11 protein-coding genes and 2 tRNA genes are annotated in these 12313 nt (G+C 63.4%); all 13 read right to left on the bottom strand.

Annotated features, from left to right (window positions below):
• Nucleotides 1–62: 62 nt before the first annotated feature.
• A tRNA-Glu gene (locus LNV23_RS21065) sits at nt 63–138 on the bottom strand.
• 120 nt (nt 139–258) lie between these two features.
• Nucleotides 259–334 (bottom strand) — tRNA-Ala (locus LNV23_RS21060).
• Between the two features lie 123 nt (nt 335–457).
• Nucleotides 458–1891, bottom strand: coding sequence for a glutamate--tRNA ligase (gene gltX, locus LNV23_RS21055; protein ID WP_263564793.1), 1434 nt, complete (start codon nt 1889–1891; stop codon nt 458–460).
• The gene (locus LNV23_RS21050; protein WP_263564792.1) at nt 1888–3105 is read right to left on the bottom strand and encodes an O-succinylhomoserine sulfhydrylase; all 1218 of its coding nucleotides are present in this window, start codon (nt 3103–3105) and stop codon (nt 1888–1890) included. Before LNV23_RS21050 ends, gltX begins: the two co-directional genes overlap by 4 nt.
• A gap of 23 nt (nt 3106–3128) precedes the next feature.
• The gene (purF, locus tag LNV23_RS21045) at nt 3129–4643 is read right to left on the bottom strand and encodes an amidophosphoribosyltransferase (protein WP_263564791.1); all 1515 of its coding nucleotides are present in this window, start codon (nt 4641–4643) and stop codon (nt 3129–3131) included.
• A gap of 90 nt (nt 4644–4733) precedes the next feature.
• Nucleotides 4734–5222 carry a CvpA family protein gene (locus tag LNV23_RS21040; protein WP_263564790.1) on the bottom strand — a complete coding sequence of 163 codons (489 nt, stop codon included), beginning with the start codon at nt 5220–5222 and terminating at the stop codon, nt 4734–4736.
• 58 nt (nt 5223–5280) lie between these two features.
• On the bottom strand, nt 5281–6129 hold the full coding sequence (locus LNV23_RS21035; RefSeq protein ID WP_263564789.1) for an SPOR domain-containing protein: 849 nt from the start codon (nt 6127–6129) through the stop codon (nt 5281–5283).
• Between the two features lie 130 nt (nt 6130–6259).
• Nucleotides 6260–7612: a bifunctional tetrahydrofolate synthase/dihydrofolate synthase gene (gene folC, locus LNV23_RS21030; RefSeq protein WP_263564788.1), complete on the bottom strand. Its 1353-nt coding sequence runs from the start codon at nt 7610–7612 to the stop codon at nt 6260–6262.
• Nucleotides 7613–7730: 118 nt separating this feature from the next.
• Entirely contained in the window at nt 7731–8603 is an 873-nt protein-coding gene (gene accD, locus LNV23_RS21025) for an acetyl-CoA carboxylase, carboxyltransferase subunit beta (protein ID WP_102766892.1), read from the bottom strand.
• Between the two features lie 34 nt (nt 8604–8637).
• Nucleotides 8638–9435, bottom strand: a complete 798-nt coding sequence (gene trpA / locus LNV23_RS21020; protein ID WP_263564787.1) for a tryptophan synthase subunit alpha — start codon at nt 9433–9435, stop codon at nt 8638–8640.
• Nucleotides 9435–10730, bottom strand: coding sequence for a tryptophan synthase subunit beta (gene trpB, locus LNV23_RS21015; protein ID WP_263564786.1), 1296 nt, complete (start codon nt 10728–10730; stop codon nt 9435–9437). Before trpB ends, trpA begins: the two co-directional genes overlap by 1 nt.
• Before the next feature lie 18 nt (nt 10731–10748).
• On the bottom strand, nt 10749–11396 hold the full coding sequence (locus LNV23_RS21010) for a phosphoribosylanthranilate isomerase (protein WP_263564785.1): 648 nt from the start codon (nt 11394–11396) through the stop codon (nt 10749–10751).
• Between the two features lie 39 nt (nt 11397–11435).
• Nucleotides 11436–12275 (bottom strand): tRNA pseudouridine(38-40) synthase TruA, encoded by an 840-nt coding sequence (gene truA / locus LNV23_RS21005; protein ID WP_263564857.1) that lies wholly within the window; start codon nt 12273–12275, stop codon nt 11436–11438.
• Between the last annotated feature and the right edge of the window lie 38 nt (nt 12276–12313).

Here is a 12313-nt window from a genome sequence, read left to right as displayed (position 1 = left end):
ATCCAACTCACATCAAACAAGTTTGTAGCTATTTTTCAATAACTACCAAGCCTTGTCAAACTTGGCGTCCCCTAGGGGATTCGAACCCCTGTAGTCACCGTGAAAGGGTGGTGTCCTAGGCCTCTAGACGAAGGGGACTAAACCTTCTTATTAACTGCCGCAAAGTATACAGCAATCAACTCTATATATTCAAGCTCTGCAGTATATCGCAAAACTTTTGCACCTGAACCGCGCGCCACACAAACTCCATATTGAATTTGGTGGAGGTAAGCGGGATCGAACCGCTGACCTCTTGCATGCCATGCAAGCGCTCTCCCAGCTGAGCTATACCCCCGACGATTCTTTTCAGCACTTCAGACAGTCAAGCAGTCTCTACAGACCTTTCAACTCCCCTAAGCACCGCGAGACATCTAAAGTTTCGCGCTGTTCAAGCAAGACGTAGAGTATAGGATGTTTTTCACAAGGAGCGCAAGCGTTTCACAACAATTTCTTGATCGAACAGTTCCAGCACCGCATCGACGCTGGGAGTTTGCACGCGGCCGCACACCAAAGCACGCACCGGCATGGCCAATTGAGGCATCTTCAGACCGTGAGCTGCGATGGTTTCCTTGATGGCCGCAGCAATGGCGGGCTTGCTCCACTCAGCCAATGCGTGCAGCTTGTCAGCGAGCGTACCCAAGGCTGGCTTCACTGCGTCAGTGACATGAGCAGCCAAGTCCTCGGCCGAAGGGCTGACCGGGCCGAAATACATGGCCAGCCAATCGGCCAGCGCCACAGTCGTGGAACAACGGTCCTTGAACAGGGCGCACATCGGTGCAAGCTTGGCAGCATCTGCCTGCATGCCACGTGACGCCAGCTGAGCGGCCACAAGAACAGACAAGCGACCGTCATCGGCCTGCTTGATGTATTGGCTGTTGACCCACTCCAGCTTGGCCGGATCCCATTGCGCGGGGCTCTTGTTCAGATGGCTGCCATCGAACCATGACACCAGCTGCTCGCGGCTGAACAGTTCGTCGTCGCCATGGCTCCAGCCTAGGCGCGAGAGGTAATTCAGCATGGCTTCCGGTAGATAGCCGCCTTCTTCGTAGGCCGTGACGCTGACGGCGCCGCGGCGCTTGGACAGCTTCTGGCCATCGTCACCCAGAATCACCGGAACATGGCCAAACGCAGGCAGCGGCGCACCGAGAGCACGGAAGATATTGATCTGCCAAGGCGTGTTGTTGACATGCTCGTCGCCGCGGAAGACGTGGCTGATCTGCATGTCCCAGTCATCCACCACCACAGCGAAGTTGTAGGTCGGCACCCCCAGGCTACCTGCCTGCGCATCTGCGGCCGCTGGGCGCACGATGATCAAGTCATCGATCTCACGGTTGTTGATGGTGATGGGGCCCTTGACCAGATCGTCCCAGGTGACGTCGCCGTCCAGTGGATTCTTGAAGCGCACCACGGGCGCGATGCCGGCCGGCACCGGCGGCAAGACCTTGCCGGGCTCCGGACGCCAGCGGCCGTCGTAACGGGTCTTTTCACCGCGTGCCCGTTGAGCTTCGCGAGTCTCGTCCAGCTCGGCCGGCGTGCAGTAGCAGCGGTAGGCCTTGCCTTCAGCAATCAGCTGTTCGGCAACAGCCTGGTAGCGATCGAGACGCTGCATCTGGTAGATCGGGCCCTCGTCGTAATCGAGGCCCAGCCACTTCATCGATGCCAGGATCTGCTCCACCGAATCCTGCGTCGAGCGAGCCACATCGGTGTCTTCGATGCGCAGCACGAACTTGCCGCCGTAATGGCGCGCGTATGCCCAGGAATACAGAGCCGTTCGGGCCGTGCCCAGATGCAGGAAACCGGTCGGCGACGGCGCAATGCGGGTGCGCACGGGAATGTTGGCGTGTTGGCTCATAAGCTGTTCAAAGTGGAGAGGCCACGGTTCAGGTCGTCGGTGATGTCATCGACATGCTCTAGCCCGACAGCCAGGCGGATCAGGCCTTGGCTGATGCCGGCGGCCTGACGCTGAGCCTCGCTGAGTCGACCATGCGAGGTGGTGGCGGGATGGGTGATGATGGACTTGGTGTCGCCCAGATTCGTAGCGATGCTGAGCACGCGGGTGCTATTGATCACATGGAATGCGGCAGCACGCGCAGCTTCGGGCGTGTCGGCGCGCAACTCAAACGACAGCACCGCCCCGCCCTGCCCCGACTGCTGGCGCATGGCCAACTCATGTTGGGGATGCGAGGGCAAAGACGGGCAATAGACACGCGCCACCTCGGGCCGGGCTTCGAGCCATCGGGCCACGGCCAAGGCTTGTTCGCTCTGCGCCTTCATGCGCAGGCTCAAGGTCTCCAGACCCTTCAGGATCACCCAGGCATTGAAGGGCGAGAGCACCATGCCGGCCGTGCGCATGACCGGGCCGAACACATCCTTGATCAAGCGATTGGGGCCACAAAGTGCACCGCCCATGACCCGGCCTTGCCCGTCCATGTACTTGGTTGCCGAATGCATGACCAGATCGGCGCCGAAGCGCGTGGGCTGCTGCAGCGCAGGTGTGGAATAGGTGTTGTCCACCACCAGCAGCGCGCCGGCGCCATGAGCGATGTCAGCCAAGGCACGAATATCGCAGACTTCGGTCAGCGGGTTGGTCGGCGTCTCGGCGAACAGCAGCCGCGTGTTGGGGCGCAGGGCCGCGCGCCATTCCGCGAGGTCGGTCTGCGAAACGAAGGTCGTTTCGACACCGAACTTGCCGAACTCCTTGGCAAACAGATTGATGGTGGTACCAAACACCGAGCGCGAGCACAGCACATGGTCGCCCGCCTTGAGCAAGCCCATGCACAGCAGCAGGATGGCACTCATGCCGGTGGACGTGGCGATGGCAGCTTCGGTGCCCTCCATCGCGGCCAGACGTGCCTCCAAGCTGCGCACCGTCGGGTTGCTGGTGCGCGAGTAGGTGAAATCTTCCGAGTCGGCGAAACGCTGGGCTGAGGTGGCCGCGTCCGGCTGGACATAGGCGCTGGTCAGAAACAGACCCTCGGAGTTTTCGCCGTGCTGGCTGGGCGGCAGCGCCGTGCGCACCGCCAGGGTTTCCGGGCGCAGGCCTTCGGGCAGCGACGCGCGGGCCATGCGGCGGGCTTCATCGCTCAAACTCATTGGCCATCACCCCCGCTTTGCAGCGCCAAGCGGCTTCGCGCCGGGCCCTCCTCTTCATCACCCTGGCTGCGGCGTTGGGCCTCGAGCTTGGCGAAGTCTTCGGCGGTCACATCACCGGTGATGTAGCGCCCATCGAAACAGGAGGCCTCGAAGCCTTGCAAGTTGGGCTGCAGGGCCGCGACCACACGCTTCATCGCGTCCACATCCTGGTAAATCAGCGCGTCGGCGCCGATGAACTCTCGAATCTCTTCAATGCTTCGGTTGTGCGCCACCAGCTCTTCGCTGGTCGGCATGTCGATGCCGTAGACATTGCGGAAGCGCACCGGTGGCGCGGCCGAGGCCAGATAGACCTTGCGTGCGCCTGCCTCGCGGGCCATCTGCACGATTTCCTTGGAGGTGGTACCGCGCACGATAGAGTCATCGACCAGCAGCACATTGCGGCCCTTGAACTCTAGGCCGATGGCGTTGAGCTTCTGGCGCACCGACTTCTTGCGCGCGCCCTGCCCCGGCATGATGAAGGTGCGACCAACGTAGCGGTTCTTCACAAAGCCTTCGCGGTAGGGCTTGCCGATGCGATGGGCCAGCTGCATGGCCGAGGGGCGGCTCGATTCAGGAATCGGGATCACCACATCGATGTCGCTGGGCGGCATGGTCGAGATCAGACGCTGGGCCAGGGTCTCACCCATGTTCAGGCGTGCCTGGTAGACGGAGATGCCGTCCATCACCGAATCCGGACGAGCCAGGTAGACGAACTCGAACATGCAGGGGTTCAGCGTCGGGTTCTCGGCGCATTGCTGGGTGTGCAGCGTGCCGTTCATGTCCACGAAGAGAGCCTCGCCGGGCGCCACGTCGCGGGCCAGCTGGAAACCATTGCCTTCCAAGGCCACGCTTTCGCTCGCCACCATGTACTCGCCATCGGCCGCTTGCCCAAAGCACAGTGGGCGAATGCCATAAGGATCGCGGAAGGCCAGCAGACCATGACCTGCGATCAAAGCGATCACGGCATAAGAGCCCTTGATGCGCTTGTGCACGGCTCGCACCGCCTTGAACACACCGTCGGGTGTCAGCGGCAGATCGCGAGCGACCTGTTCCAGCTCATGCGCCAACACGTTGAGCAAAACTTCCGAGTCGCTCTCGGTGTTGATGTGGCGGCGATCAATGTCGAACAGCTCGGTCTTCAGCCCTTGCGCATTGGTCAGGTTGCCGTTGTGCACCAGCACCAGGCCGAAGGGCGCATTGACGTAGAAAGGCTGAGCCTCTTCTTCGTTGTAGGCATTGCCGGCGGTCGGGTAACGCACCTGGCCCAGGCCGATAGAGCCGGGCAGCGCGCGCATATTGCGGGTGCGGAAGACATCACGCACCATGCCGCGGGCCTTGTGCATGAAGCATTTGTTGCCCTGCATCGTGACGATGCCCGCAGCATCCTGACCGCGGTGCTGCAGCAGCAGCAAAGCGTCATAAATCAGCTGATTGACAGGGGAACGGGAGATCACGCCAACGATGCCGCACATGGCTTTTCCTTCTCTGGATGAGACTTTTGTCCAAATACCTAACGGCCCAGCCAAGCGCCGTTCAACTTCCTAGCTGCCCGAGCTTGTGGCTCAGGCAGGCAATCGACTCGCTACCACTTCCGGCAACAAGGGCCGCAAGGTGCCCAAGACCTGATGCAGCTGCGGCGCCAGGAGCGACTCTTGCCAGGCCGGCCACTGGGCCGCCGGCGTCATCTGCACCAGCACCACCAAGAACAAAGCCAGGAGCAGGCCCCGCACCGCGCCAAATCCGGCACCCGCCAAACGGTCCAGCACACTCAACGGTGAGGCCTGAATCAAGGCGCGCAACAGTTTCGCAGCCAGGCCCCAGAGCAACAAGACCAAGGCAAAGCTCAAGACCAGCGCCAGGCCCGCGCTCAGACTGGCCCCGAGGCGCTGCTGCGGCAAAAAAGTCTGCAGCCATGGCGCCACATGTGGCGCCGCCAGATAAGCGACCAACCAACCGGCCAAAGACAGCAACTCGAACACCAGGCCGCGCCAGACACCGACCAGCACAGACAGTACCAGCAAAGCCAGCAGCGTCAGGTCTACCCAGCTCATGCCAAGTCACCTCGGTATGCGCAAGGCTCGGTCGCGAAAGAAACTTGGCCGCGCCGCATCAAAGCGTCAACACGGCCGCCGACAGGCCGGCCGCCTTGAGCTTGGCCGCCGCCTTGTCGGCTTCCTCGCGGTTGGCATAGGGTCCAAGGCGCACGCGGATGCGCTTGCCGGCCGCGGTGTCTACGGCCTGGGTGTAGGTCTTGAGTCCCAGATGCTCCACTTTCATGCGCACCTCATGGGCTGATTTGCTATCGGCAAAGGCGCCCACTTGCAAAATGTGTCGCGTGCTGGGCACGGCGTCCGCTGGCTTGCCGACTGACGTGCCGGCTCGGCCTTCAAGCAAGGCTTGCACACGAGCGGCCTCGGGGCTGCTGCCGCTGGCGTTGCGCTTATCGACCGTTTTCTCACTTGGCTTTTCGCTTAACTTCTCGGCTGGCTTGGTGACCGCCTTGTCCAAGCTCTTCTCAGCAACTTTCTCGGCTGGTTTTTCGGGCAACTTCTCGATCGGCTTGTCGGCAGCTTGGGCCGGTACCGCAAGCGGCGCGGGCGCAAGAGCCACCTTGCCTTCGCTCACACGGTTAGAACTGGCGGCAGGCGTCGCGAGCTCTTTCTCTTCGGCCGCAGCCAAAGGCGGCAGGCTGGGCTGCACAGGCCGAGGCTGCGGAATCGCCAAGGGCGCAGCAGCGTCCTTGCTGGGAATATCGATGGGTAAATCGACCGGAATCGGTCGCGGTTGCGTCTCGAACACCAGAGGGAAACCGATCACACCGACACCGACCAAGACGGCCGCGCCGATCAGGCGATGGCGCGCCCGCAGGCGCAGTTGCTGGACGGCATCGGCCGAATCGGCCACCCGCTTGGCAGCCGGTCCGGTCTTGTCGCGCTTGAAAAAGGACAGCAAACCCATGGCAAAAAATCCGGCCTGCGCCGAGGTGAAGGACAGCGTTGACGAAAGCTGGAACAAAGTGAGCGCCGGTCGCCTCAGGCCAGCGCCGAAGCGCTGAGTTCTAAAGCCTGGCAAAACCGGTCGCCCGGTCTCATCCGACGGTGGGGAAATTCGCGGGAGGCAGTGCGTCCGTCGATGCTTGCTTGGCCTGCAAACGAGGCACACCGTTCTTGAGCACGCCACCCACGGTGTAGAAGGAACCGAAGACCAGAATTCTATCAGCGGGGTCCGCCTCGGCCGCCGCGGCCGCCAGGGCGTCGAGCGGCTGCGCATGGGTGTGCAGCTGCACCTGCGGCGGTGCCTTCAGGCGCCCTTCGGCCTGCAGGGCTGCGAACTGAGCCTGCAAATCGGTGGCGCTGGCGGCGCGGGGCAGCTCCAAATTGCAGAAATGCCAGACGTCGACCAAAGGGGCCATGCGCTGGAAGATGTTGGCCAGGTCTTTGTCGGCCATGGCGCCAAAGACAGCATGGGTGCGCGGGTAGAAGCCCATCTGGTCCAGATTCTGGGCCAGGGCCGCCACGGCATGCGGGTTGTGCGCCACGTCCAGCACCAGGGCCGGCTGGCCGGCCACGACCTGGAAGCGCCCGGGCAACTCCACCAAGGCCAGGCCGGTGCGAACCGCTTGCGCGCTGATCGGCAGGCGCTCGTACAAAGCCTCGAACACCGCCAGCACGCCCGCCGCATTGAGCAGCTGATTGACGCCGCGCAGCGCCGGATAGGCCAGGCCGCTGAAGCGGCGCTCGCGGCCCGACCATTGCCACTGCTGGCGATCGCCGCTGTAGCTGAAATCAACCCCCAGCTGGCGCAGATCGGCGCCGATCTCGGCGGCGCGTGCCGCCAGGCTGTCCGGCGGCATGGGGTCGCTGACGATCACGGTGCGGCCGGCGCGCATGATGCCGGCTTTCTCGCGGCCCACCGACTCACGGTCCGGCCCCAGGTACTCGGTGTGATCCAGATCGATGCTGGTGATGACGGCGCAGTCGCCGTCGATGCAGTTGACAGCATCCAGGCGCCCACCCAGGCCCACCTCGAGGATCACCAGATCCAGGGGCTCGGCCGCCAGGCGGCGCATGATGGCCAGGGTCGTGAACTCGAAATAGCTCAGGGTCATCTCGCCGCGCGCCGCCTCCACGGCCGCGAAATGCGGCAGCAAGCTCTCTGCGTCCACCGGCGCGCCGCCCACCCGGCAGCGCTCCTGGAAATGGACCAGGTGCGGCTTGATGTAGAGGCCCACGCGGTAGCCCGCCTGCAAGGCGATGGACTCCAGCATGGCGCAGGTCGAGCCCTTGCCATTGGTGCCCGCCACCACCACCACCGGCGGCTCGAAGTTCAAGCCGAGGCGCTCGCGTAAGGTGGTGACCCGTTCCAGGGTCATGTCGATGGTCTTGGGATGCAGACGTTCGCAATGGGCCAGCCAGTCGTCCAGAGTGGCAGGCACGGGCATGAGGTTCTGAGAGGTCATGGCGAGGAAAACGCTTCCAGCAAAGAAAGACGGCCAGACCTTGTGGGCCTGGCCGTGTGGGGTGAGGAGCGAGAGTTCAGACAGCGGCTGCCAAGGCAGCTCAGGCCACGGCGTCCGAGCTCTGGCGCTGCAGCATGGCCAGCGAGCGGGCGATGGTCTCGCGCAGTTCGCGGCGGTCCACGATCATGTCCACGGCACCCTTTTCCATCAGGAACTCGGCGCGCTGGAAGCCAGCGGGCAGCTTCTCGCGCACGGTGTTCTCGATCACGCGCGGGCCGGCAAAGCCGATCAGCGCCTTGGGCTCGGCGATCACCACATCACCGACAAAGGCAAAGGAGGCCGACACGCCGCCCATGGTCGGGTCGGTCAGCACGCTGATGTAAGGCAGCTTAGCTTTGGCCAAGCGGGTCAGGGCCGCGTTGGTCTTGGCCATCTGCATCAGGCTCAAGAGGCCCTCCTGCATGCGGGCACCGCCGGTCGCGGTGTAGCAAATGAACGGCGTCTTTTGTTCGATGGCGGTTTCCACGCCACGCACAAAGCGCTCACCGACCACCGAACCCATGGAGCCGCCCATGAAATTGAACTCGAAGCAGGCCACCACCACCGGCAGCGTCATCACGGCGCCGCCCATGACGATCAGCGCGTCAGTCTCGCCGGTGTGCTCCAGCGCTTCCTTCAGGCGATCGGGGTACTTCTTGCTGTCCTTGAACTTCAGCGCGTCCACCGGCAGCACTTCCTGGCCGATCTCGTAACGGCCTTCGCCGTCGAGGAAGGCGTCCAGGCGAGCCCGGGCACCGATGCGGTGATGGTGGCTGCACTTGGGGCAGACATTGACGTTCTTTTCCAGATCGGTCTTGTAGAGCACCGTCTCGCAGGACGGGCACTTGATCCACAAACCTTCCGGCACCATGCGGCGCTCGGTCGGGTCGGTTTGCTGCATCTTGGGCGGCAACAGTTTCTCAAGCCAACTCACAAGCAGACTCCTTTGTTCTGGTTCTCAGGTCAGGCTACGCGTCGAGCGCAGCGCGGATCTCGCGGATGAACTGGGCACCCGTGAAAGCGACATTATCGCGTGTCTGCGTCTCCAGCAGCTCGACCAGGCGAGAACCGATCACCACCGCGTCCGAAACATCGGCCACAGCGCGGGCGGTGGCGGCGTCACGGATGCCGAAACCCACGCCCACCGGCACGCTGACATGCTGGCGGATGCGCGGGATCATTTCGGCCACGGCCGCGGTGTTCAGGTGGCCCGCGCCGGTCACGCCCTTGAGCGAGACGTAGTAGACATAGCCGCTGGCGATCTTGCCGATGCGGGCCATGCGCGCCTCGGTCGAGGTCGGCGCCAGCAGGAAGATCGGGTCCAAACCACGCGCCTGCAGCAGAGCAGCAAAGGTTTCACATTCCTCCGGCGGATAGTCCACCACCAGCACGCCGTCGACACCGGCCGCCGCCGCATCGTCGACAAAACGGGCAATGCCGTAGCGCTCGATCGGGTTGGCGTAACCCATCAGCACCACCGGGGTGACATCGTCGGCCTGGCGGAATTCGCGCACATCGGCCAGCACGCGGGCCAGACCGATGCCCTTTAGCAAGGCCCGCTCGGCCGCACGCTGGATGACCGGGCCGTCGGCCATGGGGTCAGAAAAGGGCACGCCGAGCTCGATCACGTCGGCGCCAGCTTCGGCCATGGCACGCATCAACGGCACCGTGGTTTCGGGGTAAGGGTCACCGGTGTGGACGAAGGGGATCAAGGCCTTGCGGCCTTGCGCGGCCAGACGGGCGAAGGTGGCTTGGATGCGGCTCATCACAGGCCTCCTTTCGAGCTCAGCACATGGACCGGCTGCTCGCCGCCCTTGACCGACTGCCCCTTGCAGGACGGCCGGCAGTAGAACTCGGCCTTGGACAGATCGGCCACGGTGCCGATGTCCTTGTCGCCACGGCCGGACAGATTGACCAGCAGGTGCTGATCGGGCCGCATCGTCGGCGCCAGCTTCATGGCATGGGCCACCGCATGGCTGGACTCCAGCGCCGGGATGATGCCCTCGGTGCGGCACAGGTGGTGGAAGGCGGCCAGCGCTTCCGCATCGGTCACGCCCACATACTCGGCGCGGCCGATGTCCTTGAGGTAGGCATGCTCGGGGCCAACGCCAGGGTAATCCAGGCCGGCCGAGATCGAATGGGTCTCGATGATCTGGCCGTTGTCGTCTTGCAGCAGGTAGGTGCGGTTGCCATGCAGCACACCCGGGCTGCCGGCGCTCAGCGTGGCCGCATGCTTGCCGCTGTTCATGCCCTCCCCGGCTGCCTCCACGCCAATCAGGCGCGTGCCGGCATGGGGGATGTAGGGGTAGAAGATGCCCATGGCATTGCTGCCGCCGCCCACACAGGCGATCACAGCATCGGGCTGGCGGCCGATCATCTCGGGCATCTGCGTCAGGCACTCGTCACCGATCACGCGCTGGAAGTCGCGCACCAGCATCGGATACGGGTGCGGGCCGGCCACGGTGCCGATGATGTAGAAGGTCGATTCGACGTTGGTGACCCAGTCGCGCATGGCCTCGTTGAGCGCGTCTTTCAACGTCTTGGAGCCCGACTCCACCGGCACCACGCGGGCGCCCAGCAAATGCATGCGGTAGACATTGGGGCTCTGGCGCTTGACGTCCTCGCTACCCATATAGACCACGCATTCCATGCCATAGCGGGCGCAGATGGTGGCCGTCGCCACGCCGTGCTGGCCGGCGCCGGTCTCGGCAATGATGCGCTTCTTGCCCATGCGCTTGGCGAGCAGGGCCTGGCCGATGGTGTTGTTGATCTTGTGCGCGCCGGTGTGATTCAGATCCTCTCGCTTGAGATAAACCTGGGCACCGCCGAGCTCACGACTCAGGCGATCGGCGTGATAGATCGGGCTGGGGCGGCCGACAAAATGGGCCAACTCGCGCTTGAACTCTTTGATGAACTCCGGGTCCTTGCTGTAGTGGGCATAGGCCTCTTTCAGCTCGTCGAGGGCGTGAACCAGGGTCTCGGCGACAAAGCTGCCGCCATAAGTTTGGCCATGGATGGGGCCGAAATGCCCCTGGGCATCGGGCTGTGCGTAATCTTGCATGGTGTGGAGCGCTTTTCTTCAGGCGCAGTCCAGACCGGCCACTTGGGCATCGGCCTCGCGCACAGCGGCGCAGAACTGCTGGATCAGGGTGGCGTCTTTCAGGCCCTTGGCCTGCTCGACGCCGGAACTCACATCAACGGCCGTGGGCCGGACCTGAAGCACGCCAGTCAGCACATTTCCGGCATGCAACCCACCAGACAAAACGACTGGAGAGGGCACGTTTCTTGGAATGAGTGACCAATCGAAAACCTTTCCACCACCGCCATAGCCTTCGACATGGGCGTCGAGCAGGATGGCTTGTGCTGTTGAAAACTGTTGGGCGAAGTCTAACAAATCAAAGCCTGGCTCCATGCGCGCAGCGCGAAGATAGGACCGGCCGTAGCGCTCGCAGTCGGCCGCGCTCTCATCGCCGTGGAACTGCAGCAGCATGTTCGGCAGCGCCGCCAAAGCCTCTCGGACCTCGGCTTCGCTGGCATTGACGAACAAGCCCACCGGTGTCACGAAGGGCGGCAACGCGCGAGCAAGTTCAGCCGCACGAGTCGGGCTCACGAAACGTGGGCTCTTGGCATAGAAGACAAAGCCAATAGCATCGGCACCGGCGGCGACAGCAGCGAGCACATCGGCCTCGCGGGTCAGACCGCAGATCTTGATTCGGGTACGGCTCATGGGCGCTCTGGCTTCAAAGAATAGGGGTTGGCAACACGCTCAAGGCAACCAGTCCATGGCTGCGGTGTGGGTCGGAATCTGCAGCTCCGCATCGTAGTACGGGCCTTTGAAGTAGAGCCCGTCCGGCGGAAAGGTCGGTGCTGCAACGCTGCGCTCGCGTGCCGCCAGCACCTCGCCCACCCAGGCCGGTGGCCGGCTGCCATTGCCCACCGCGATCAGACAACCCATCAGATTGCGCACCATGTGGTGAAGAAAGGCCGAGGCATCGAAGTCGAAACGCCAGTAGGCGCCGCGTCGCGTGATCTCGATCGCACGCAAGGTCTTGATCGGTGACTTCGCTTGGCATTGCGAGGAGCGGAAGCTGCTGAAGTCATGCTCGCCAAGCAGCAGCGCCGCGGCGGCTTGCATGGAGGCCATGTCCAGCGGGCGGAACACCCAGCCCACGGCGCCAGCCTCAATCGCCGGCCGCACCACCGATTCCAGCAAAAGAAAACTGTAGCGTCGGCCTCGCGCCGCAAAACGGGCATGGAAGTCGTCCGGCGGAAACACACACCATTGGATGGCCACATCAGCCGGCAAGTAACGATTCGTGCCCCGCACCCAGGAGGCCGGTTCGCGCCGCACCGTGGTGTCGAAATGAACCACCTGGTTGAGCCCATGCACGCCAGTGTCGGTACGCCCGGCACAGATGGTGCGAACCTCGCGATCGGCGAATTGGCTGAGCGCTGCCTCCAGCACGTCCTGCACGGTCTGGCGGTCGTTCTGGCTCTGCCAGCCGTGGTAGGCCTGGCCTCGGTAGCTGACGCCCAGGGCGACGCGCTGCAGAGCTTCCGCCTGCCCCGTCTGCAGGCCTTGGCCCTGCTCCACCCCGGACACCATCGACATCAAAGCACTCCCCAATGAAAAAGGCGCTCGGC

Origin of the sequence: Kinneretia sp. DJ1R-11, assembly GCF_025717595.1 — a bacterium.
Lineage (GTDB): Bacteria > Pseudomonadota > Gammaproteobacteria > Burkholderiales > Burkholderiaceae_C > Paucibacter_A.
Note: the sequence above shows the minus strand (reverse complement) of the source record. Positions and strands in the feature narration are given on the sequence as shown.

Excerpts from the sequence above, each read along its gene's own strand:
- gltX (WP_263564793.1), bottom strand. The coding sequence starts at position 1,891 with ATGAGCCAACACGCCAACATTCCCGTGCGCACCCGCATTGCGCCGTCG.
- LNV23_RS21050 (WP_263564792.1), bottom strand. The coding sequence starts at position 3,105 with ATGGCCCGCGCGTCGCTGCCCGAAGGCCTGCGCCCGGAAACCCTGGCG.
- purF (WP_263564791.1), bottom strand. The coding sequence starts at position 4,643 with ATGTGCGGCATCGTTGGCGTGATCTCCCGTTCCCCTGTCAATCAGCTG.
- LNV23_RS21040 (WP_263564790.1), bottom strand. The coding sequence starts at position 5,222 with ATGAGCTGGGTAGACCTGACGCTGCTGGCTTTGCTGGTACTGTCTGTG.
- LNV23_RS21035 (WP_263564789.1), bottom strand. The coding sequence starts at position 6,129 with ATGGGTTTGCTGTCCTTTTTCAAGCGCGACAAGACCGGACCGGCTGCC.
- folC (WP_263564788.1), bottom strand. The coding sequence starts at position 7,612 with ATGCCCGTGCCTGCCACTCTGGACGACTGGCTGGCCCATTGCGAACGT.
- trpA (WP_263564787.1), bottom strand. The coding sequence starts at position 9,435 with ATGAGCCGCATCCAAGCCACCTTCGCCCGTCTGGCCGCGCAAGGCCGC.
- trpB (WP_263564786.1), bottom strand. The coding sequence starts at position 10,730 with ATGCAAGATTACGCACAGCCCGATGCCCAGGGGCATTTCGGCCCCATC.
- LNV23_RS21010 (WP_263564785.1), bottom strand. The coding sequence starts at position 11,396 with ATGAGCCGTACCCGAATCAAGATCTGCGGTCTGACCCGCGAGGCCGAT.
- truA (WP_263564857.1), bottom strand. The coding sequence starts at position 12,275 with ATGGTGTCCGGGGTGGAGCAGGGCCAAGGCCTGCAGACGGGGCAGGCG.